This window comes from Streptomyces xantholiticus (assembly GCF_014651015.1).
Classification (GTDB): Bacteria; Actinomycetota; Actinomycetes; order Streptomycetales; family Streptomycetaceae; genus Streptomyces; species Streptomyces xantholiticus.
Genome location: NZ_BMWB01000026.1, coordinates 60,039 through 83,360 on the forward strand (window position 1 = coordinate 60,039; position 23,322 = coordinate 83,360).

Annotated in this window: 15 protein-coding genes; 7 read left to right on the forward strand and 8 right to left on the reverse strand. The window is 70.4% G+C overall.

The annotated features are described in order from the left end of the window. Positions 1 to 97: 97 nt before the first annotated feature. The gene (locus IE198_RS29130; RefSeq protein WP_189891990.1) at positions 98 to 3,544 is read right to left on the reverse strand and encodes a bifunctional glycosyltransferase/CDP-glycerol:glycerophosphate glycerophosphotransferase; all 3,447 of its coding nucleotides are present in this window, start codon (positions 3,542 to 3,544) and stop codon (positions 98 to 100) included. A gap of 761 nt (positions 3,545 to 4,305) precedes the next feature. Next, complete coding sequence (locus IE198_RS29135; protein ID WP_189891937.1) at positions 4,306 to 4,911, reverse strand: TetR/AcrR family transcriptional regulator; 606 nt, start codon at positions 4,909 to 4,911, stop codon at positions 4,306 to 4,308. A gap of 112 nt (positions 4,912 to 5,023) precedes the next feature. On the opposite strand from IE198_RS29135, the gene IE198_RS29140 reads away from it, so the two are divergent. From IE198_RS29140 to IE198_RS29150, 3 genes are read left to right on the forward strand one after another with little or no spacing between them, the layout of a single operon-like run. Further along, the gene (locus IE198_RS29140) at positions 5,024 to 5,968 is read left to right on the forward strand and encodes an ABC transporter permease (RefSeq protein WP_189891940.1); all 945 of its coding nucleotides are present in this window, start codon (positions 5,024 to 5,026) and stop codon (positions 5,966 to 5,968) included. Positions 5,969 to 6,011: 43 nt separating this feature from the next. After that, entirely contained in the window at positions 6,012 to 6,812 is an 801-nt protein-coding gene (locus IE198_RS29145) for an ABC transporter ATP-binding protein (protein WP_189891992.1), read from the forward strand. 33 nt (positions 6,813 to 6,845) lie between these two features. Further along, on the forward strand, positions 6,846 to 7,796 hold the full coding sequence (locus IE198_RS29150; RefSeq protein WP_189891942.1) for a serine/threonine-protein kinase: 951 nt from the start codon (positions 6,846 to 6,848) through the stop codon (positions 7,794 to 7,796). Between the two features lie 225 nt (positions 7,797 to 8,021). On the opposite strand, the gene IE198_RS29155 is transcribed toward IE198_RS29150, so the two are convergent. Continuing rightward, entirely contained in the window at positions 8,022 to 12,956 is a 4,935-nt protein-coding gene (locus IE198_RS29155; protein WP_189891944.1) for an NAD-glutamate dehydrogenase, read from the reverse strand. A gap of 372 nt (positions 12,957 to 13,328) precedes the next feature. Between IE198_RS29155 and IE198_RS29160 the strand changes: the two genes are divergently transcribed. After that, the gene (locus IE198_RS29160; protein WP_189891946.1) at positions 13,329 to 13,895 is read left to right on the forward strand and encodes a DJ-1/PfpI family protein; all 567 of its coding nucleotides are present in this window, start codon (positions 13,329 to 13,331) and stop codon (positions 13,893 to 13,895) included. Positions 13,896 to 14,022: 127 nt separating this feature from the next. On the opposite strand, the gene IE198_RS29165 is transcribed toward IE198_RS29160, so the two are convergent. After that, a complete protein-coding gene (locus IE198_RS29165) occupies positions 14,023 to 14,694 on the reverse strand; it encodes an HAD family hydrolase (protein WP_189891948.1) in 672 nt (223 codons plus the stop codon). 45 nt (positions 14,695 to 14,739) lie between these two features. After that, the gene (locus IE198_RS29170) at positions 14,740 to 15,246 is read right to left on the reverse strand and encodes a DUF6912 family protein (protein ID WP_189891950.1); all 507 of its coding nucleotides are present in this window, start codon (positions 15,244 to 15,246) and stop codon (positions 14,740 to 14,742) included. Between the two features lie 277 nt (positions 15,247 to 15,523). On the opposite strand from IE198_RS29170, the gene IE198_RS29175 reads away from it, so the two are divergent. Next, positions 15,524 to 15,952: an Rv3235 family protein gene (locus tag IE198_RS29175; protein WP_189891952.1), complete on the forward strand. Its 429-nt coding sequence runs from the start codon at positions 15,524 to 15,526 to the stop codon at positions 15,950 to 15,952. 457 nt (positions 15,953 to 16,409) lie between these two features. On the opposite strand, the gene secA is transcribed toward IE198_RS29175, so the two are convergent. Continuing rightward, positions 16,410 to 19,226, reverse strand: coding sequence for a preprotein translocase subunit SecA (secA, locus tag IE198_RS29180; RefSeq protein ID WP_189891954.1), 2,817 nt, complete (start codon positions 19,224 to 19,226; stop codon positions 16,410 to 16,412). Between the two features lie 239 nt (positions 19,227 to 19,465). Here secA and IE198_RS29185 point away from each other — a divergent pair, with 239 nt between their 5' ends. Further along, positions 19,466 to 20,041 (forward strand): GNAT family N-acetyltransferase, encoded by a 576-nt coding sequence (locus IE198_RS29185; protein ID WP_189891957.1) that lies wholly within the window; start codon positions 19,466 to 19,468, stop codon positions 20,039 to 20,041. 74 nt (positions 20,042 to 20,115) lie between these two features. Beyond that, positions 20,116 to 21,276, forward strand: coding sequence for a winged helix-turn-helix domain-containing protein (locus IE198_RS29190; RefSeq protein WP_189891960.1), 1,161 nt, complete (start codon positions 20,116 to 20,118; stop codon positions 21,274 to 21,276). A gap of 90 nt (positions 21,277 to 21,366) precedes the next feature. Here the strand turns inward: IE198_RS29190 and IE198_RS29195 are convergent, their stop codons facing one another. Together IE198_RS29195 and hpf are read right to left on the reverse strand one after the other, a co-directional pair. After that, positions 21,367 to 22,131: a response regulator gene (locus tag IE198_RS29195; protein ID WP_189891962.1), complete on the reverse strand. Its 765-nt coding sequence runs from the start codon at positions 22,129 to 22,131 to the stop codon at positions 21,367 to 21,369. 207 nt (positions 22,132 to 22,338) lie between these two features. After that, complete coding sequence (gene hpf / locus IE198_RS29200) at positions 22,339 to 23,031, reverse strand: ribosome hibernation-promoting factor, HPF/YfiA family (protein ID WP_189891964.1); 693 nt, start codon at positions 23,029 to 23,031, stop codon at positions 22,339 to 22,341. Positions 23,032 to 23,322 lie beyond the last annotated feature (291 nt).

Here is a 23,322-nt window from a genome sequence, read left to right on the forward strand (position 1 = left end):
GTGAATCACCCGTACAGCCGGGTCGGCCCGGTCAGCCGTACGCAGGGCCGGCCCCAGGCGGAGGTCGGCCCTGCGCGGAGGCCTCACCTCGCAGAGGTCAGCCGATCGCCTCCAGCATCCGGTCGGCGACCGTGGCCGCCGCGCCCGCGTCGTCGAGGTTGCAGAACACCTGGCGGAACGCCTCGTACGCCGCGGCGTAAGAAGCCGTGGCGCGCGCGGGGTCGCGCAGCGCCTCGACGAGCTCCGCGCCGTCCGGGAGCAGCGGCCCGGGCGCCTGCCTCTCGAAGTCGAAGTAGAAGCCGCGCAGGTTGTCGCGGTAGTGCTCCAGGTCGTACGTGTGGAAAAGCATCGGCCGACCGGTCTGCGCGAAATCGAACATCAGCGAGGAATAGTCGGTGACGAGCGCGTCGCTGACGAGCATCAGCTCGGCCACGTCCGGGTGGCGCGAGACGTCGAGCGCGAAGCCCTCGGTGTCCGGGAGGCGGTCGCTGACGAGGTAGTGCCTGCGGACCAGCAGGACATGGCTGTCCCCGAGCCGTGCCCGGGCGGACCCGAGGTCCAGCCGCAGGTCCATGGCATAGCGCCCGCCGCCCTTCGGGCGGTCCTCACGCCATGTCGGTGCGTACAGCAGGATCTGCTTGCCGTCGGGGATGCCGAGGCGTTCGCGTACGGCGGCGGCGACCTTGGCCCGGTCCGGTGCGTGCAGCAGGGTATTGCGCGGATAGCCGGACTCGATCACCTCGCCCTCGTAGCCGAAGGCGCGGCGCAGGATCGGCGTGGAGAAGCGGTTGGGCGAGACCAGCAGGCTCCACTGGGCGGCGCGCATCGGCAGCGACTCGATGTAGGGGCGGTTGGCCTGGGGGGTGCCGAGCAGATCGCGGCCGATGCGCTTGAGAGGCGTGCCGTGCCAGGTCTGTACCACGAACTGGTCGGTGCCGCGCCGGAACCAGTCGGGCAGCTGGGTGTTGGTCACCACGGCCCGGCTGGTCGCCAGCGCCTCGTGCCACTCGACACCGCCGTACGGGACGGCGCGCACTCCGGCGGGCAGCCGCACCTGCTGGTCGCGGACCACCCACAACGGCTCGAACGGGACGTCGCGGCGGAGCAGTTCCTCATGGACGGCGCGCGGCGAGTCGGAGAACTGCCGGCCGTCGAAGCTGCTGAAGAGCACGGTGTCCCGGCGCGGACCGGCACGCAGGGCAGCGGCCCGCTCGCGCATCAGCCGTTCGTTGAAGCCGCCGCGTTCACGGGGCGGCAGCACGCGCCCGGATACGAGGACGACCTGGTCGTGGTACCGGCGGTCGAGCGTGAAGTCCCTGCCGCGGACGCTCTGTACGGCCGGCACGGAAGCGTGCTCGGCGAACGCGAGGCGGACGGGCGCGTAGCGTTCCGGGTCGCTCTCGCCGCGTTCCCGGAAGAACGGGTACCACCTGCCCTCGGCGAGCGGCAGCTCGCCGCCCGGCCCTTCGACGGCCGCGGGCCTGAGAACGGCACGGAAGCGGCCGTCGCCACGGGCCTCATGGGTGACGACGGCCTCCTCGTGCGTGGCACTGTGCTGCAGCACCAGCTCCGCCCGGTCGAACGCGGCCTGCCGAAGCCGCCCCTCGACGACGAGCTCGCCGGAGATGGCCCAGGCGAAGGCGTCGACCAGCGGCTGCACGCGCCGGTCGGCGAGGACGAGGTTGCCGGACGCGTCGGCGGTGACGGTGATTTCGCGGGCCGCGAAGGGGTGCGGGTGCCCGCCGGTGGGCGTGGTCGCGCGCACCGCGAGGGGCACGCGGCTGCCGTCCGCGCGCACGACCCGGACCCGCCATGAGTCACCGTCGAGCAGGCCTGCGTCCACGTCCGCGGTGAAGGCGGCGGTGCTCGCTTCCGTCACCGGAAGCCGGTGCCGCTCCTTGGTCCGCCGGTTCTCCAGTAGGAGCGCCTCGGGCGCGGGCCCGTCGGTACCTTGCGGTACGGCGCCCTCGATACGCAGCAGGCCGTCGGCCGTGGCCGTGTGCCCCGTGAGCAGCGCGGCAACCCGGTCCATCCGGATGCGCAGCTTGTCGCCGGCGAGCACCGGCACGGCGCGCAGATCTGCGCGGACGTCGTCCACCGCCGGAGCGGCGCGGTTGCCGAGCATCCGCAACGGCCCGCGGCGCAGCGCCCCGGCCCCGACGACGCCGACCTCGACGTTCCAGGTGGTACCCGGCCCGCCGAGCCGTGACGGGTCGACCACGGTCTCGAAACCGGCCCGGTCGTAACCGTGCAGACCCTGCCGGGAATCGGCGGTCGCCTCCGGCACCTCCGCGGCGCCCAGCCACAGCGGCAGCACCCGGCGCCGACCGGCCCGAAGCCAGCCCAGGGTGACCGGACGCCGCTCGCCCGCCGGGCGGTTGCGGATGTACGCGTAGCCCTTGAGGTGCAGCTTGCCGTCCCGCCACACCGCCTCCGTGACGTCGGACATCACCGGCAGGTCGGCGGGCGCCGGACGGGCCAGGCGGCGCGGCAGGGGGCCGGTGAGCACGGGGTACTCGGCGCGCCGCCCCCGCAGGCCCCGGAGGCGGAACGCGTCCCGGCCGTGCTTCTTCTCGAAGGCCAGCAGATCGAGGAGTTCGGGCAGCCGGCGCTCACGGACCAGCTGCCACTTGACGCGGAAGTGCAGCGGCAGCCCTTCGAGGACGGCCGGTCCGACGGAGTCCGCGAACGCGCCGGCGTGTTCCAGGAAGGCCGCGTGGTACTCGGCGTCGCCGTCCGGCAGCGCCTCCATGAACAGCCAGAGGTCACTGCTGAGGACACTGCTCTCGTAACGCCGCCTTCCCTCTGCCCATTTGGGTTCCGCAGCGAGGAAGTCCCTTGCTCCCGTGACCGAGTCGGTGCGGTCGCGCACCGCCTTCGGACGCGCTCTACGGGTGGTGATGGACCCGTCGCGGTCGCGCCACAGGTAGACCGTGTCGTGCAGCACGTCGACGGACGCGGCGAGGAAGTGGGCGGGCAGGATCACCGGGATGTCCTCGAAGAGGACCCCTTCGGGAAATGCAAGACGGTGCCGGTCCCAGAACGCCCTGCGGAACACCTTGTTGCAGGCGATCCTGTCGTACAGCAGCGGCCAGTGCCGGGTGACGTGCGTGGCCGTACGGGACTTCGCCATGGGCTCGCGGAACATGGGCGACTGCTGCACCTTGCCGCTCGCGCGCAGCCTGCTCACGTTGCCGCTGACGAAGTCCGATCCGGAGGCGTCGAGCGAGGCCAGCATTTTCTCGTACGCGTCGGGCGGCACGACGTCGTCGCTGTCGACGAACGCGAGGAACTCGCCGCGTGCCTCACGAATTCCGGTGTTACGGGCGGCGCCGAGCCCCGCGTTCTCCTGCGTGACGAGCCTGAACCGCTCGTCCTCGTCGACGAATTGCCGGATGATCGCCCGGCTGCCGTCCGTCGAGCCGTCGTCCACCATGACGACCTCGATGTCCCGCAGGCTCTGTTCGGCGATCGAGCACAGGCACTCGCCGAGGAAGTCCTCCACGTTGTACACGGGAACGACGATGCTGAGCCGAAGCGGCATGGTGGGCACGTCCATTCTTCAAGCGCGGGTCGCTGCGGAGAACAACCCGTCCACCCCCCTCGGGTCACCCCCATTCCCCCATCCGGGTGACCGCCCCAGGAGCGGACCGACCCGCGCTTCGCCCGGTGTCCTCGACCGCCGGCGGGGCCGACCGGCGACCGGGCCGCAGGGCCCGGGGCGGAGTCCCCGACCCCAGGGCCAGGCCCACCTGGGAGGCACACCACGCCCGGCCAGGTATAGAGGGGTCGGGCCGAGACAGAGTCGCGACGGGGCGGGCAAGCCCGGCCTCGCCGACGACGAGCCATGCGGCCGGCACAGCGGCCCCGACGGATCGGACAGCGCCGGGCACCAAGCGGCTGAGGCGTGGGGTCCGGGGCGGCACCCCGACGGCAGGGACAAGACCAGTCCCGCGCGGGGCATCCCACGCCCGGCCAGGCACAGAGCGGGCGGGGGGCGTGACAGGGCCCGAGAGAACGGACAGTCCAGCCCCGCGGCGGCAGAGGTGCGGGGTCCGGGGGCGGAGCCCCGACGGGCGGGGCTTCCAGCCACGTGGGGGCGCCCCCACGCTGGGCCAGACGTCCACGTAGAGGGGTGGGCGGGACAGGGCCCCGACGGACCGGACGATTCCAGCCCTGCCGGCGGCCACGGTGCGGGGTCCGGGGCGCAGCCCGTCGCGGGTCCGGGGCGCAGCCCCTGACTACCGCACGGGGTCCGGCGAGTCCGGGCGGAGCCCGGTTCCGGAGGGGGCGGGGCGGGGAAGGTCACGCCCGCAGCGCCGCCACCGCCCCCCTCGCCACCTCGTCCAGGTACCCCTCCGGCAGCCCGCTCCGCACCACCACCAGCCGCCAGTACAGCGGCCCCACGATCACGTCGAGCGCCCGGTCCGCATCCGTCGACTCCAGGAGTTCGCCTCGTGCGACCGCGTCACGGACGATCAGCGCCGCCACGCCCCGCTGCCCGTCCAGCAGTGCCGCCTTGATCGCGTCCGAGATCTCGGGGTTGCGCGCCGACTCGACCAGCAGGTCGGGGATGACCTGCGAGGCCACGGGGTGGCGCAGCGCATGCGCGGCGACCTCCAGCAGCGCCCGTACGTCCCCGTACAGGGATCCCGTCGCCGGTGCCGGCAGCCCTTGCGCCGCGAAGGCGGAGACCAGGTCCAGTACGAGCGACAGCTTGGACTTCCAGCGCCTGTAGACGGCCGTCTTCCCGACGCCCGCCCGCCGTGCGATGCCCTCGATCGACATCCGGGCGAATCCGACGGCCGCGAGTTCCTCGAAGACGGCGGCCCGGATGGCGTCGGTCACGTCCTCCCGGAGCACGGCGGCTCCTGCGGGGGCGCGGCGTGGGCTTCTGGGGTCCATCGTCATGCCCATGAGCATACGCCGCGACGACGGAACGGTTGCGTTCCGACGTAACGCCGCCCTACCCTCCCCGTAGCGACGAAACGGTCCCGTTCCATCGTGCCCTCGAACCGCGCGCATGCCCACGCGCCCCGGAAAGCGAGCCCGCGTGACCACAGCCACCTCCACCGCGCCGCCCCCATCGCCCGCGCCGCCCCCCGACCTCGCCGCACTCGCCGCCCGCCACGGGCTGACCGTCAGCGGCGCGCGGCCCACCCTCCCCGCGTACCTCCGCCGGCTCTGGTCGCGCCGCGACTTCATCACCGCCTTCGCGACCGCCAAGCTCACCGCCCAGTACAGCCAGGCCCGTCTGGGCCAGTTGTGGCAGCTGATGACGCCGCTACTCAACGCCGCGGTCTACTTCTTGATCTTCGGCGTGCTGCTCGGCACCGCCGACCACGTCCCCGACTTCGTGCCGTTCCTCGTCACGGGCGTGTTCATCTGGACCTTCACCGCCAACTCGATCATGGCGGGCACCCGTGCGATCTCCGGCAACATCGGCCTGGTCAGGGCCCTGCACTTCCCGCGCGCCGCGCTCCCCGTCGCGCTCGCCCTGCAGCAGCTCCAGCAACTGCTCTTCTCGCTGGGCGCGCTGGTCGTGATCCTCGTCGGCTTCGGCCAGCTCCCCACCGCGTCCTGGCTGCTCGCGGTCCCCGCGCTGCTGCTGCAGGCCGTCTTCAACACCGGCCTGTCGATGGCCATGGCCCGTATCGCCGCCCGCACGCCCGACGTCTCCCAGCTGATGCCGTTCCTGCTGCGCACCTGGATGTACGCGTCAGGCGTGATGTGGTCCATCGACACGGTGCTCGGCGACCGCGAACTGCCTCAACCGGCCGCTCTCGTACTGCAGTACAACCCGGCAGTGATCTACATCGACCTTGTGCGCTTCGCGTTCATCGACTCGTTCACGGCGGACCGGCTGCCGCCGCACGTCTGGGCAGCGGCCCTGGCGTGGGCGGTGCTCTGCGGAGCCGGCGGATTCCTGTACTTCTGGAAGGCGGAGGAGCGGTACGGCCGTGGCTGAGAACTCGACGCACCCGACGCATTCGACGAACCCCACGGCCCCCGTGAACCCGACGCATCCGACCGAGGAGCCGACCCCCACCGTCGTCGTCGACGGTGTCCACATCACCTACAAGGTCAACGGCGCACGCACCGGCCGGGGCAGTGCCACCTCCGCCCTCAGCCGCATCGTCTCCCGCAAGGCCGCGCCCGGCGTACGCGAGGTGCACGCCGTCAAGGGCGTCAGCTTCGCCGCGTACCGGGGCGAGGCGATCGGCCTCATCGGCTCCAACGGCTCCGGCAAGTCCACCCTCCTGAAGGCCGTCGCAGGCCTGCTGCCGACCGCGCGGGGCAAGATCTACACCCGGGGCCAGCCCTCCCTCCTCGGTGTCAACGCGGCCCTGATGTCCGACCTCACCGGCGAGCGCAACGTCATCCTCGGCGGCCTCGCCATGGGCATGACCCGCGCACAGATCCGCGACCGCTACGACGACATCGTCGACTTCTCCGGCATCAACGAGAAGGGCGACTTCATCTCGCTGCCGATGCGCACGTACTCCTCCGGCATGGGGGCCCGGTTGCGCTTCTCCATCGCCGCCGCGAAGAGCCACGACGTACTCCTCATCGACGAGGCGCTCTCCACCGGCGACGCCCGCTTCCGCCGCCGCAGCCGCGAACGCATCGACGAACTGCGCCGGGAGGCCGGCACGGTCTTCCTGGTCAGCCACAGCAACTCCACCATCACCGAGAGCTGCGACCGCGCGATCTGGCTGGAAGCGGGCAGACTCCGGATGGACGGGCCCGCGAAGGAGGTCGTCGCGGCGTACGAGGAGTTCACCAGGGCCGGCGGACGAGCCGCGCGGTAGGCTCCCCTGCCGGGGAGCGAGGGGTGGGTCGGGATGAACGGTCGGAAGCCGGAACCACTGTGGGACGACGATCCACGCGAGATCGCGGGGTACAGGCTTCTGGCGCGTATCGGCGAGGGCGGCATGGGAACCGTCTTCCTCACCCGCAGCCACGACGGCGCGCTGCCCGTCGCGCTGAAGCTGATCCGCCGCGAGCACGCGCAGAGCGAGAACTTCCGCCGTCGGTTCGCCCGCGAGGTCGAGGCCGCACGGCGGGTGAGCGGCCCACACCTGGTCCAGGTCGTCGACCACGACGCGGAGGCGGAACGGCCGTGGCTCGCCACCCGTTACGTGCCGGGACTGCCGCTCGACGAGGCGCTCGGCGGATACGGGCCGCTGCCACTGCGGTCCGTCCTGATGCTGACGGCCGGCGCGGCGCGCGCCCTGGACGCCGTGCACACGGCCGGTCTCATCCACCGCGACGTGAAGCCGGGGAACCTGCTGCTGACCGCCGAGGGACCCTGGCTGCTCGACTTCGGCATCGCCCGCGCCGCGGACGGCACGTCCGTGCTGACCACCGTCGGGCGCATGGTCGGCACGCCGAAGTACATGTCGCCCGAGCACGCCCTGGGCCGGCAACTGACGCCCGCCTCCGACGTATTCACCTTGGGTCTCGTCGCGGCGGAAGCGGCCGCCGGACGCCATCCGTACGGCGAGGGCGGCGGTCTCGTCGTCGCGACCCGCATCGCCGGCACCGACCGCGAACCCCCGGACCTGTCCGCCCACCCGCCGGCCCTCCGCCGGATACTGTCCGCAACCCTGGCGGCCCGCCCGGAGGACCGCCCGTCGGCGGCGGAGGTGGTGGAACTGTGCGGCGCGTGCGACTTCACCGCCTGGCTCCCGAAGCGCGTCGCCTCCGCCGTGACCGCGACCACCCGCGCCTCGGCCAAGCCCTCCGACCCCCGCACCACCGCCTGGTTCCCCGGCCGCCGCCGCACCCGTTGACCCGGCGCCCCGGCGCCCGGCCGTGGACGCAGCCGCCCCACCCCCTGCCCACGGGCCACCCGTGGCACCGGCGCATGCACTCCCGCCTGCACGGCCGCCGGGCGCGGTGCCCTTCACCGGCAGGGTGGGGAAAAGCCGCGGACCCGGCCGAGCGCTCACGCGCAACCGGGTCCGCCGCCCTCCCTCATGGCCCTCCGGTCATGGGAGGTGCTTCCAGAGGGCCCGTCACCTGTGGGTGCGCAGCAGCTGACGCATCGTCCGCATCGCGACCGACAGGTTCGCCAGGTCGAACGTGTCCGAGCTCTGGATCTCCTCCAGCGTCGTCCGGGCCCGTCCCAGAATCGCCGCGTTCTTCTGCTCCCAGGCCTCGAACCGCTCCTCCGGCGTCGAGGTCCCGTTACCCACGGACAGCACATCGGCCGTGAGCGCCGCGTGCGCCGCGTACAGGTCCTCACGAATGGAGGCGCGGGCCATGGACTGCCAGCGGTCGGCCCGCGGCAGTTCGATGATGCGGTCCATCAGCTGGGTGATGGAGAGCCGGTCCGCGAGGTCGTAGTACACGTCGGCCACGCCCAGCGGGTCCTGACCGGTGCGGTCCGAGATCGCGACGATGTCGAGCGTCGGGAACGCGGACGAGAAGCCAGCCACCCGCAGCGCCAGCGCCTCCGGCACGCCCGCCCCGGTGAGCTCGTCCAGAATGCCCTGGTACCACTCCAGGTCCGCGCCGCGCAGCATCTTCGGCAGCGCCGCCCACACCTGCTCGACGCGCTCGGCGAAGAACTCGATGGTCCCCGCGAGCTCCAGCGGCTGCGGCCGGTTGCCCAGCAGCCAGCGCGTGCCGCGCTCGACGAGCCGGCGCGAGTGCAGCCTGATCCGGGTCTGGACGTCGGCGGCGACCTCGTTGTCGAGCGCCTCCACGGCGTCCCAGACCGCGCTGAGACCGAAGATCTCGCGCGCCGCGGTCTGTGCCCGGACGATCTCCTCCAGCGACGCCCCGGTCTCCTCCCGGAGCCGGTGCAGGAAGGTCGAACCACCGGTGTTGACCGTGTCGTTGACCAGGACCGTCGTCACGATCTCGCGGCGCAGCGCGTGCGCGTCGATCGCGTCGCCGAAGTTCTCCCGCAGCGGCTTCGGGAAATACGCGTGCAGCAGCCGACGCAGGTACGGGTCGTCCGGCAGGGGCGTCCTGATCAGGTCCTCCGCCACCGTGATCTTCGTGTACGCGAGGAGCACGGCCAGCTCGGGCTGGCTCAGGCCCTTGCCGGCGCCGAGCAGTTCACGGATCTGGCGGTCGTTGGGCAGGAACTCCAGCGCCCGGTCCAGGTGCCCGTCCCGCCCGAGGCGCCGCAGGAAGCGCTGGTGGGCGTGGAGCAGGGAGGGCGACTGGGCGACCGCGTTGCCGAGGGCCGTGTTCTGCGCGTAGTTGTTGCGCAGCACCAGTGCGCCGACCTCGTCGGTCATCTGCGCGAGCAGCTGGTTGCGCTGCTTGACGGTCATGTCGCCGTCCGCGACGAGGCCGTTGAGCAGGATCTTGATGTTGACCTCGTGGTCCGAGGTGTCGACGCCGGCGCTGTTGTCGATCGCGTCGGTGTTGATCTTTCCGCCGTTGCGGTCGAACTCGATCCGGCCGAGCTGGGTGAGGCCGAGATTGCCGCCCTCGCCGACGACTCGGACCCGCAGGTCCGCGCCGTTGACGCGGATGGCGTCGTTGGCCTTGTCGCCGACGTCGGCGTGTGACTCGGTGGCGGCCTTGACGTAGGTGCCGATGCCGCCGTTCCAGAGCAGGTCGACCGGCGCCTTGAGGATCGTCTGCATCAGCTCGGCCGGGGTCATCTTCGTGACGCCCGCCTCGATGCCGAGCGCCTCGCGCATCGCCGTGTTGACCGGGATCGACTTGGCGCTGCGTGGGTGGACTCCGCCGCCGTGGGACAGCAGCTCCTTGTTGTAGTCGGCCCAGGAGGAACGCGGCATTTCGAAGAGCCGGCGGCGCTCGGCGTACGAGAGGGCCGCGTCCGGGATCGGGTCGATGAAGATGTGCCGGTGGTCGAAGGCCGCGACGAGGCGGATGTGCTCGCTCAGCAGCATGCCGTTGCCGAAGACGTCGCCGGACATGTCGCCGACGCCGACGACCGTGAAGTCCTCGGTCTGGGTGTCGTGGCCGAGTTCGCGGAAGTGCCGCTTGACCGACTCCCAGGCACCGCGGGCGGTGATGCCCATGCCCTTGTGGTCGTATCCCGCGGAGCCGCCGGACGCGAAGGCGTCGCCGAGCCAGAAGTTGTACGCGACGGCGACCTCGTTGGCGATGTCGGAGAACGACGCCGTGCCCTTGTCCGCGGCGACGACGAGATAGGTGTCGTCCCCGTCGTGACGGACCACCCGGGCCGGCGGCACGACCTCGCCCGCGACCATGTTGTCGGTGATGTCGAGCAGCGCCGAGATGAAGATCCGGTAGCACGCGATGCCTTCGGCCAGCCAGGCGTCGCGGTCCACGGACGGGTCCGGAAGCTGCTTGGCGACGAACCCGCCCTTCGCGCCGACGGGCACGATCACGGTGTTCTTGACCATCTGCGCCTTGACCAGGCCGAGGATCTCCGTACGGAAGTCCTCACGCCGGTCGGACCAGCGCAGACCGCCTCGGGCGACCTTGCCGAAGCGCAGGTGGACGCCTTCGACGCGCGGCGAGTACACCCAGATCTCGAAGGCCGGGCGCGGTGCCGGCAGGTCGGGGATGGCCTGCGGGTCGAACTTCATCGACACATAGCCGTGCAGCCCGCCGCCTTCCGTGGCCTGGAAGAAGTTGGTGCGCAGCGTCGCCTTGATCACGGTGAGGAACGAGCGCAGGATGCGGTCCTCGTCGAGCGAGGCGACTTGGTCGAGCGCGCCGTCGAGCTCCTCGAGGAGCCCGTCGATCAGCTCGGTGCCCGCCCGCTGGCGGTCCGGGGACATCCGGGCCTCGAAGAGGGAGACCAGCAGCCGGGTGGTGTGGACGTTGTTGCGGAGGGTGTCCTCCATGTAGTCCTGGCTGAAGGTCGAACTGGCCTGGCGCAGGTACTTCGCGTACGCGCGCAGCACCATCGCCTCGCGCCAGTTGAGCCCGGCCCCGAGGACCAGCGAGTTGAAGCCGTCGTTCTCGGCCTCCCCCGTCCACACGGCGGCGAAGGCGTCCTGGAAGCGTTCGCGGGCGTCGTCGGCCAGATAGTCGCCGCCGGTGGCGGTCTTCGGCATACGCATCCCGAAGTCGTAGATCCACGCGTGCGTACGGTCCGCGCAGCGCAGCTCGTACGGCCGTTCGTCGACGACCTCGCAGCCGAGGCGCTGCAGCACGGGAAGGACGGCCGACAGGGAGACCTGCTCACCGGTCCGGTAGATCTTGAAGCGCCGCTCGCCGGGGCCGGCGCCGACCGGCTCGTACAGCGACAGGGCGAAGTCCTTGTCGGAGCCGCTGAGTTCCTCGAGGCGCACGAGGTCGGCCACGGCGGAGCGCGGCGAGTGGTCGGCCTTGTAACCCTCGGGGAAGGCGCCCGCGTAGCGGCGGAGCAGTTCCGCGGCGCGCTCCTCGCCGAATTCGGCGTTCAGCGCCTCGCCGAAACCGTCGGACCACGAGCGGGCGGCCTCGACCAGCCGGGCCTCGATCCGCTCGGTGTCGGCGTCGGTGAGGTGCGGCAACTCGGTGCCGGCCGGGACGCGCACCACGAAGTGGATACGGGAGAGGATCGACTCGGTGTTCCAGGCGGTGAAGTCGACGCTGGTGCCGCCGAGCTCCTCCTTGAGAATGTCGATCAGACGCAGCCGGACCCCGGTGGTGTAGCGGTCGCGCGGCAGGTAGACGAGCGCGGAGTAGTAGCGCCCGTACTCGTCCTGGCGCAGGTACAGCCGCAGCCGGCGGCGCTCCTGGAGGTACAGGACGCTGGTGACGATCGCCTGCAGCTGGTCGGCGGGCGTCTGGAACAGCTCGTCACGGGGGTACGTCTCGAGGATCTGCAGCAGGTCGCGGCCGTCATGGCTGTTGGGCGAGAAGCCCGCGCCCTGCAGGACCTCGGCGACCTTGCGGCGGACGACCGGCACACGGCGCACCGACTCGGTGTACGCGGCGGACGAGAACAGTCCGAGGAAACGGCGCTCGCCGATGACGTTGCCCTCGGCGTCGAACTTCTTGACGCCGACGTAGTCCAGGTAGCTGGGGCGGTGCACGGTCGCGCGGCTGTTGGCCTTCGTCAGGACGAGCAGCTTGTGCTCACGGGCCTTGGCGCGGGCGTCGGCGGGCAGCCGGCTGAAGGACGGGCTGACCGGGTGGGCCTCGTCCTCGTCGTGCTGAGGGTCGGAGCGCAGGATGCCGAGGCCGGTGCCGGGCACGGCGGCCAGGGAGTCGGAGTCGGTGAGCTCGTACTCGCGGTAGCCGAGGAAGGTGAAGTGGTCGGCGGCCAGCCAGCGCAGCAGCTCACGGGCCTCCTCCACCTCCTGCTCGCGCAGGTCGTCGGCGGTCGGCTCGTCCGGCAGACCCTCCGCGATACGCAGCGCGGCGTCGCGCATCTTCTCCCAGTCCTCGACGGCTTCGCGGACGTCGGACAGGACACGCAGCAGATCGGCGGTGATCTGCTTCAGGTCGGCACGGTCGGTCTCGCGGTCGATCTCGACATGGATCCAGGACTCGACGAGGGCGTCGTGCGGCAGGTCCTTGGCACCCGCCCGGGAGGGCAGGACCTCGATGAGCTTGCCGGTGACATCGCGACGGGCGACGACCTGCGGGTGGATGACGACGTGGATGCCGCGGCCCTGGCGGGAGAGCTCGTTGGTGACCGAGTCGACGAGGAAGGGCATGTCGTCGGTGACGACCTCCACCACGGAGTGGCTGCAGGTCCAGCCGTTCTCCTCGACGGTCGGTGTGTGGACCCGGACGTTGGCCGTGCCCTGCGGGCGGTTCTCCGCGAGCCGGTAGTGGGAAAGTGCCGCACCGAAGACGTCGACCGGGTCGCGGTCGGCGAGGTCCTCCGGAGCTGTGTGCAGGTAGTAGCGCTGGAGGTACGTGAGCAGGGTGTCCCGGTCAGGACGCTTCCCCTGTTCTGTCCCAGTCGGAAGGTGCCCCCCGGCCGGGCTGTTCTCAGCTACCCGGGCGGCCCGTGCGAGCAGCTCGGCCTTGGCTTCGTCCAGCTTGGTCTGCATGTCCTCTGGCTCCTGTCGCGCGCCGTTGCGTGACGTAGGTGAAAGATGCGACGAATCGCTGCAGCCCGGGGTGTCCGGACGCAGTCGACGGTATGCCGCGATGAGAGTCGTCCGAGCCGTTGTCGGCCAATTCTGTCTGGCGGAGACAGTCCGAACGGGAAGGGTCAGCGATCGCCCGGACGCTGTGGCGCTCCGGGCGCAGGCCGGGGGCTTCGCTGCCCCCACGGCATATCGCGCTGATCACGCCCCCCAGGCTATCTCGCCGCACCCCCGACCCGTCATGAGCCGTATGTGTACAAAAGAGGGACCCTAAGTTTGACACTCTGGACAGCGACACAGGCCCTCTTGGCAACCAAGCAACCGGGAGCAGCCATGACCACGAAGATTCTCATCGTCACCGGGGACGCCGCGGAGTCCCTTGAGGTCCTCTACCCGTACCAGCGGCTGCTGGAGGAGGGGTACGAGGTGCACATCGCGGCCCCAGCCCGCAAGAAGCTGCAGTTCGTCGTGCACGACTTCGAGCCGGGCTTCGACACCTACACCGAGAAGCCGGGCTACACCTGGCAGGCCGACCTGGCCTTCTCCGAGGTGGACCCCGGATCGTACGCCGCCATTGTGATCCCCGGCGGGCGCGCGCCCGAGTATCTGCGCAACGATCCCGAGCTCCGCAAGATCCTCAAGGCGTTCTTCGACTCCGACAAGCCCGTGGCCCAGATCTGCCACGGCCCGCTGCTGACGGCGGCGACCGGCGGCCTGGAGGGGCGCCGGGTCACCTCCTACCCGGCGCTCGAGCTGGACATGCAGGCGGCCGGGGCGTTGTTCCAGGACGTGGAGGCGGTCGTCGACGGGCTGCTGGTCTCCTCACGGGCCTGGCCGGATCATCCGGCATGGATGCGGGAGTTCCTCAAGGTGCTGCGGGAGACGGCACCGGTGACCTGAGGGCCGCGGCTCGACGACGGGTGGCGCCGGAGCTGCCCGGGTGCCCGCAGGGGCCCGCCGGACACCGCGCTGCCGTCCAGCTGATGCACGGCCGATGGCCAGGACGGGGCGCCCGGCCGACCGCCTCTCAGGAGGCGAGCCGCAGCGCCTCCTCCATCGCCTCGGCCAGGGTGTCCACCACGGGCACGCCCACGGCCTCCAGGCTGGACCTGCTGTGGGAACCGCCCGTGTACAGCACCGCCCGGGCACCGACGTGCGCTGCCGCCAGCGCGTCGTCCACGGCGTCGCCTATGACCACCGTGCGCTCGGGGACGACCGACGTGGCGAGCGCCGCGAGATGGCGCTCCATGTGGAGCGCCTTGGTACCTCCGGACGGCCCGGTGCGGCCGTCGACCCGTATGAAACGCCTCTCGATGCCGTACCCCCGGACAACGGGGACCAGCTGTTCGTGCCCGTACATGCTCAGCAGGGACTGGCTGCGGCCCGCGAGCTGCCACTCGCGCAGCAGTTCCTCCACGCCTTCGGTGAGCCCGCAGCCGATCCGGTGCTCGACGTAGTGCCGGTGGAACGTCTCGTCCATGACGACCCACTCGGCGTCCGACGGCAGGCGGCCCATCAGCCGCTCGTAGAAGCGCGGGATCGGGATGCAGTACAGCTCGCGGTACCGCTCGAGGGTGATCGGCTCCAGGCCTATCTCCGCGAAGGCGGCGTTCGTCGCCTCGATGACCGCACTGATGTCGTCGAGCAGTGTGCCGTTCCAGTCCCAGACAAGATGTGCCTGCGTGCCCTGCTTCCCCATGCCGAGAACCGTACAGGCCGGGTACGACAACCAGGGCCGCGCCGGTCAGCCGACGATGTTGGGGATCTCCTGCACGCCGAACCAGAGCAGCTCGTGGTCCTCGGCGCCGTCGACGGTGAACTGCGCGTCGTCGTCGCCGTGGTCCGCCGCGCCGAGCGCCGCCACCGCGGCTGAGACGTCGCCCTCCGCGTCGTCGGCGTCCACATGGACGGCCGCGGCCTTGGCCATCGGGACCGCGGCTGCGATCCGCACCTCGCCGAGCGCGCTCGCGTCGAGCACCTGGTCGGGGTCGGCGACGGCGTCCTGGTCCGGCACGTCGACGGCCACCACGACGCGGCGCCGGGCAGCGTCGGGCGTGCCGGCCAGCAGCCGCAGGGAGGCGGCGGCGGCCCGGCTGAGCGCGGCGTACTCGAGTTCCTCGATGTCGTCGGAGACGTACCACTCGCGCAGGCCGGGGGTGACGGCGTAGGCGGCCAGCGGGCCGGGACCGAGTTCGCCCGCCTTGTGCGCCGCTGCGAGACCGGGGAGGGTCAGGGGGACGTACACGCGCATGACAGGCCGCTTTCGTAGTCGGAGAACGTCCTCAGGATACGTGCGGCGTACCCCTTCGGGGTGCGCTCACCGGCCTGCTCGCCGTCCACCCCGTACACCCTGGAATCCGTCTGCACCCCTTGCGTACGGCGCCTCATCACCCTGATAGGTGATTCTCACGGGCACGGCCGCCAGGGCCCGGGCCGCTTTGCGGTGCCGGTCCGCACGCCATAGAAGTTCCCCGTCGAAGCTACTTCCCGGTACTCACCCCGGGACCAGCACATCGGGGGCGATCCGCATGGACAGGACCAGGCCCGCAGGCCGCCACGACCAGCGCAGGCCCGCCGCACACGCGGCAGCCGCACTGACCCGCGCACGCGGCAGACAGCAAAAACCGCACTACTGGTTCGCCGACCGCCTGCTCGCGGTACTGAGCGGCCGGCGCCCGGTGCACTGGATGCTCGGGCACACGATCGGCGAGGCGTACGAGCAGTTGGTCCACCTCGCACCGGGCGCCCCACTGCGCCCGTCGGACCGGGTCACACCGGTCGTCCGGCACTGCGGCGAGTTCCACCCGGGGCCTGGAGTGATCGAGGCCTTCGCCCGCATCGGCTCGGGCGACCGCGTCAGCGCGATGGCGTTCCGCCTCGAGCAGGGCGCCGACCGCCGCTGGCGCTGCGCAGCCGTCGAACTCGGCGGCGAACGCGCCCGTCCGGAATCGCGCTGACCCGCGGGCACGGGCGCCGCGGCCCTGACCTGGAGGAGGCGGCCGGCGGGGACGGGTTGAGGCCGGCCACAGGAGCCGCCGCGGCGGCTCCTGTGGCCGAGGGGCGCCGGGCAGCTGCCCGGAGAAGTCGCAGTGGGCCCATGGGGCCGAACCAGCAGGTTGAGGGAGAGCCGTCCTTGCGGCCGTCGGACAGGTCCCCCCCGGCGCTGCAGCGGGCGGCCTGCGCGGTCGGTGCTCTTGCAGCCCGTCCGGAGGCACTCCCCTACGAGTGGGTGGCGAACGAGGACACCGTGCAAAGCGCGGTACCGGGTCGCCGGGGCCTGCCTCCGCCAGGACGCTCCACCGGCCGAAGCCGGACGCCCTTCCGCCGCCCACGGCGCACGGCAGCGACCGCCGAACGCGACGGGGCCGGGCACCCACGGTGCCCGGCCCCGGCCGTCGGATACGGCGTATCCGATTACTTCTTGCGGCGACGCCCCGCCGTCTTCTGCGCCTTGCGCCGCTCCGCCCGCGTCATCCCGTCCGACTGCTGCCGCGCCTGCCCGTCGCCGTTCTCGAAGTCGCCTTCGACGATGCCGCCTTCGCCGTCCACCGTTGGGGCGGAGAAGTGCAGCCGGTCCGGACGCTGCGGGGTCTCGAGCCCCTTCGCGCGGATCTCCGGACGGCCCGCACCCGCGGGCACGGCCTCCTCCTTGGCCAGCGAGGGCTTCTCGGCCGCCTCGACCGGGACCTCCTCGACCTGCTGCTCGACCTGGACCTCCAGGTTGAACAGATAGCCGACGGACTCCTCCTTGATGCCCTCCATCATGGCGGTGAACATGTCGAAGCCCTCACGCTGGTACTCGACCAGGGGGTCCTTCTGGGCCATCGCGCGAAGCCCGATGCCCTCCTGGAGGTAGTCCATCTCGTAGAGGTGCTCACGCCACTTGCGGTCCAGGACCGACAACACCACGCGCCGCTCGAGTTCGCGCATGATGTCCGAGCCGAGCTGCTTCTCGCGCTCGTCGTACTGCTCGTGGATGTCGTCCTTGATCGAGTCGGCGATGAACTCGGCGGTGATCCCGGCACGGTCGCCGGCCGCCTCCTCCAGCTCCTCGATCGTGATCTTCACCGGGTAGAGCTGCTTGAACGCGCCCCACAGACGCTCCAGGTCCCACTCCTCGGCGAAGCCCTCGGCGGTCTCCTGGCGGATGTAGTCGTCGATGGTGTCGTCCATGAAGTGGCGCACCTGCTCGTGCAGGTCCTCGCCCTCGAGGACGCGACGGCGCTCGCCGTAGATGACCTCGCGCTGACGGTTGAGCACCTCGTCGTACTTGAGGACGTTCTTACGGGTCTCGAAGTTCTGCTGCTCGACCTGGGACTGCGCAGAGGCGATCGCGCGGGTCACCATCTTGTTCTCGATCGGGACGTCGTCGGGCACGTTCGCCATCGACATCACGCGCTCGACCATCTGGGCCTTGAACAGGCGCATCAGGTCGTCGCCGAGCGACAGGTAGAACCGGGACTCGCCGGGGTCGCCCTGACGGCCGCTGCGGCCGCGCAGCTGGTTGTCGATGCGGCGGGACTCGTGGCGCTCGGTGCCCAGCACGTACAGGCCGCCGAGCTCCTTGACCTCGTCGTGCTCGGCCTTCACGGCCGCCTCCGCGCGCTCGAGCGCGGCCGGCAGGGCAGCGGCCCACTCCTCGACGTGCTCGACCGGGTCGAGACCGGCCTGGCGCAGCTCCGCCTCCGCGAGGTCGTCCGGGTTGCCGCCGAGCTTGATGTCGGTACCGCGGCCGGCCATGTTCGTGGCGACGGTGACGGCGCCCTTGCGGCCGGCCTGGGCGACGATCGTCGCCTCCCGGTCGTGCTGCTTGGCGTTGAGCACCTCGTGCTGGACGCCACGCTTGCTCAGCTGCTGCGACAGGTACTCGGACTTCTCGACCGAGGTGGTGCCGACCAGGATCGGCTGGCCCTTCTCGTGCTTTTCCGCGATGTCGTCGACGACGGCGGCGAACTTGGCGACCTCGGTGCGGTAGATCAGGTCGGACTGGTCCTTGCGGACCATCGGCCTGTTCGTGGGGATCGGGACCACACCGAGCTTGTAGATCTGGTGGAACTCGGCAGCCTCGGTCATCGCCGTACCGGTCATGCCGGAGAGCTTGTCGTAGAGGCGGAAGAAGTTCTGCAGGGTGATCGTGGCGAGCGTCTGGTTCTCGTCCTTGATGTCCACCCCTTCCTTCGCCTCGATCGCCTGGTGCATGCCCTCGTTGTAGCGGCGGCCGGCGAGAATACGGCCGGTGTGCTCGTCGACGATCATGACTTCGCCGTCGATGACGACGTAGTCCTTGTCCTTCTTGAACAGCTCCTTGGCCTTGATCGCGTTGTTCAGGTAGCCGACGAGCGGGGTGTTCACCGACTCGTAGAGGTTGTCGATGCCGAGCCAGTCCTCGACCTTGGCCACGCCGGCCTCGTGGATCGCGACGGTGCGCTTCTTCTCGTCGACCTCGTAGTCGCCGGTCTCCTCGATGCCCTTGAGCTGGTTCCCCGCCTCACCCCTGGTGAGGCGGGTGACCAGCTTGGCGAAGTCGCCGTACCACTTGGTGGCCTGGTCCGCGGGGCCGGAGATGATCAGCGGCGTACGCGCCTCGTCGACGAGGATCGAGTCGACCTCGTCGACACAGGCGTAGTTATGGCCGCGCTGGACGAGCTCGTCCTTGGACCACGCCATGTTGTCGCGCAGGTAGTCGAAGCCGAACTCGTTGTTCGTGCCGTACGTGATGTCGCAGTTGTACATCTCGCGGCGCTGCGAGGGCGACATGTTGGCGAGGATGCAGCCGACGGTCAGGCCCAGGAACTTGTGGACCCGGCCCATCATGTCGGAGTCGCGCTCGGCCAGGTAGTCGTTGACCGTGATGATGTGGACGCCCTTGCCGGACAGGGCGTTCAGATAAGCGGGGAGCGTGCCGACGAGGGTCTTGCCCTCACCGGTCTTCATCTCGGCGACATAGCCGAGGTGCAGTGCGGCACCGCCCATGAGCTGGACGTCGTAGTGGCGCTGGCCGAGCACTCGCTTGGCTGCCTCACGGACGGTCGCGAACGCCTCGGGCATCAGGTCGTCCAGGCTCTCACCGTCTTGGTACCGCTGCTTGTACTCGTCGGTGAGCGCCCGCAACTCGGCGTCGGAGAGGTTGACGAAGTCCTCTTCGATGGAGTTGACCTGGTCCGCGATGCGGTGCAGTTTGCGCAGGATCTTGCCTTCGCCTGCACGCATGAGCTTGTTGAAGACGGACACTGAGGCTGGTCTCCTTGCCGGTCGGGCCTGGCACTGGGTCTGTGATGGACACGGGCACGGGCACGGCAGGTGGGCCCCACCGCATCGGCCATCGTAAGCGAGGACCCCGCCGCGTCGGGAGGTCCATGGCCACTGTGGCCTGCCGTCCGCCGACAGGTGAACGCGCGGGAGGCGCGGAAGGTGCCGGGAACGCGGCAAAAGTGCTCGCATCGGCGTGCCGCGCTGACCAGAATCCTTGCATGGAGCCGATCACACTCACCACCGAGCGCCTGCTGCTGCGGACCTTCGCCCCCGAGGACACGGAGGCCGTCCACGAGGCCTGCCAGGATCCTGACATCCAGCGGTGGACGACGGTTCCCTCCCCTTACGGGTGGCAGCACGCGGCCGAGTTCACCGAGCAGATGGTCCCGGACGGCTGGCGCAACGGCACCATGTGCACCTTCGCCGTCCTGCCTCGCGAAGGCGGCCCGCTGATGGCTTCGATCGCTGTGACCATGCGCACCTTCTCGGGAACGTGGGAGATCGGCTTCTGGACGGGCAAGGAGCACCGGGGGCGCGGCGTGATGGCGGAGAGCGTCACCGCCGTGTCCCACTGGGCCTTCACAAGGCTGGGCGCCACCCGTATGGAATGGCGCGCCGAGGTGGGCAACACCGCCTCCCGGGCGGTCGCGGAGAAGGCCGGGTTCCGTATGGAGGGGGAGCTGCGGGCGGCGCTGCTCAACAAGGACACCCTGCGGGACGTGTGGGTGGCCGGGCTGCTGCCGTCCGATCTGGGCCTGCCGAGCAACCACCCGTATCTCCCGGCCCGCTCCTGACCCCGCGCGGGGGGCGTCGGCGGGGGGTCCCGGCGTCGGCGGGGCTGTCAGTGGGGTCCCCTATCGTGCCGGACATGACGACGCCGCCACCGACCCTCGAACTTTCCGCCGACGACGCCCGCCGCATCGCACTGCGTGCCCAGGGATTCCTTGGCGCCCCCGACCGGCGCGGCGGTGTCCGCGGCGTGCTGCGCCATCTCGGCGCCGTGCAACTGGACACGATCTCGGTGCTGGCGCGCTCGCACGAGCTGGTTCCTTACGCGAGGCTCGGCGCCGTCGGCCGCAGGGCGGTCGAGGACGCGTACTGGACGGAAGGTCACAGCTTCGAGTACTGGTCGCACGCGGCGTGCATCCTGCCCGTCGAGGAGTGGCCGCACTTCGCCTTCCGCCGCCGCGCCTACCGTGCCGGTCCGCAGTGGTACCACGAGCTTCCGGACGGCGCGTACGACGCGGTGATCAAGCAGCTGCGCACGGAGGGTCCCCTGACCGCGACCGGCCTGGGCGGTGCGAACAACGGCGGGGAGTGGTGGGACTGGTCCGCCTCCAAGGTCGCCGTCGAGCGCGCCCTGATGTACGGAGAGGTGGTGTGCACCGAGCGGCGCAGCTGGAAGCGGGTGTACGACCTCGCGGAGCGGGCGATCCCGGACGCACTGCTGCACGACGACCTGGACGACACCGAGTGCCTGCGCCGTCTCGTCCGGCTGGCGGGTGAGTCGCTCGGCGTCGGCACCCGTGCGGACATCGCGGACTACCACCGCCTCAAGGGCGAGCAGTTCGACGCGGTGGTCGCGGACTCGGGGCTGGTGCCGGTTGTGGTCGAGGGCTGGGCGAAGCCCGCCTGGGCCGATCCGGCGGCGCTCGCCTCGCCACCGCGGGGCAGGCATCGGACGACTCTGCTCTCGCCGTTCGACTCTCTGATCTGGGAGCGTGCACGCACCGAACGGATCTTCGGCTTCATACACCGGCTGGAGGCATACGTGCCCAAGCCCAAGCGGGTGTACGGCTATTTCGCGATGCCGCTGCTCGCGGGCGGGAAGTTGCTGGGCCGCGTCGATCCGGCCCGTGAGGGCACGACCCTGGTGGCCCGCCAGGTCTCCCTGGACACGCCAAAGGCCGTGGCGCCGATGGCCCAGGCGTTGCGTGAGGCCGCCGAGTGGGTGGGCTGCGACTCCGTCAAGGTCGAACGGGTCGACAGGCCCGAGCTCGCCGCGGACCTGGTCAAAGCCCTGGGCTGAGCGCCGCCGACCCGGCACGCCGGTTCGGCGCCCGGTCCCCGCCTGCATCCGGGATCCACCACCCTCAGGGGCGGCTGCCGACCCTGGCGGCTACCGGATCTCGAGGATCTTCTCCCGCATCGCGTAGACCACGGCCTCCATCCTGGAGTGCAGCTGCAGCTTCTCCAGGATGTTGCGCACGTGGTTCTTGACGGTGTTCTCCGAGATGAACAACTCCTTGGCGATATCGCGGTTGTTCATGCCGGTGGCGACGAGCTTGAGCACCTCCAGCTCCCGGTCGGTGAGCCGGGGGGCCGGCACCAGCCTGCGCTCGTCCGTGCGCTGGATCATCGACTTGAACTCGGTGAGCAGCTTGGACGCCATGGACGGGCTGATCTGCGACTGCCCGTCCGCCACCGCACGGATGGCCGTGGCGACCTCGTCCGTGGAGATCTCCTTGAGGAGGTAGCCCGTCGCCCCGGCCTTGATCGCGTCGTAGAGATCGGCTTCCTCGTCGCTGATCGTCAGCATGATGATCTTCGCACTGGGGGCCACCTCCTTGATGGAGGTGCACGCCTCGATGCCGCCTCTCTTCGGCATCCGGACATCCATCAGCACGATGTCCGGCAACAGGTCCGCGGCCTTGTCCACTGCCTCCGCCCCGTCACCCGCCTCGCCGACGACCTCGATGCCCTCCTCGTGCGCGAGGACGATCTCGAGTCCTCGCCGGAACAGCGCATGGTCGTCCACGACGAGAACCCGGATCGGCTCCTTGCCGGAGCCGGCGGTCTCCTCGTCGCAGTGCGCTTCGGTGTCTGCGTGCGTTTCACCGGGGTGGCCCGCGCTGCTGTGCACGGGACCGAAACCGTCCGCCATCGTTCCTCCCCCTGAAGGCCGTGGCCCGAAGATCGTGTGTGGTTCGCCAACGTCATTACGGGGCGCACCGGTTGCTTGCGACGTCATGCTTTCATGCCCGGCCGACAGAGCGCTGGCACAGTGGTCGCACGAGGGTGCCCCTGAGAGCGCACGGGGCGCTCCAGGGGCACCGAATTCGTCACCGTCAGGCCTTGGGGGATTTCGGCGTCAGCCGCCGAGCGCACCTCCGGCGCCGCCCGCCTCCGACCCGGCCAAGGGGTCGGTCTCCAGGTGGATGACACCGTAGTCGTAGGCATGTCGCCGGTAGACGACACTGGGCTGCTTCGTCTCGGAGTCGACGAAGAGATAGAAGTCGTGCCCGACCAGCTCCATCTCGTAGAGGGCCTGGTCGAGTGTCATAGGTGCTGCCGTGTGCAGCTTCTCGCGGACCACCAGCGGCCCTTCGCCCTGCACCTCGATCGAACCGATCTTGGTGGTGGGAATGGATTCTGTCGCCTCTTCGGCGAGGAGCCGGCCGTTGGTGGCGCTCAACTCGGCGACGCCAGGTACGGAATCGGCCACATCGGCCGCGGACAGGCGGCCGTTGCCACGTCGGTTGTGGCGCTTGTCGTGCTGCTTGCGAAGCCGTGCCTCCAGCTTGCCGGTTGCGAGGTCCAGCGCTGCGTACGGGTCGGCTGCCGCTGCCTCTGCCCGGATCACCGGTCCCCGCGAGCGGAGCGTGATCTCCACACGGTCGGAACGGTCGGCCTGCCGCGGGTTGTGCTCCTTGGACACCTCGACGTCGAGGCTGATCACCTTGCCGTCGAGCTTCTGGATCTTGTCCAGCTTCAGCTTCTCGGCCACGTGCTTGCGGAACCGCTCGGGCACCTCGGTCTTGCGGCCCTTGACGACGATGTCCACGCAGAACTCCGTTCCCGGATTCGCTCCGCCCGCTCATCGGTTGCGGAGCATCTCCCTCTTGCACCAGGCTCCGGTGATCTCCGGAGCCTCGGACTTGGCGACTTTCACCTCCTCCTCCCCAGTCGACAAGATCTCCACCCACCCCAATTTCGAAGTGGCCGCCGCCATGCATTTCCGGACGGAAAACCGGCAACCCATTCGGTGAGGCGGGCTCTCGCCATTCCTCACAACCGAACATATCTCTCTCGGACGGTTGTCGGCACCCGCTACCCGAAGGTACCTCCGATCAGG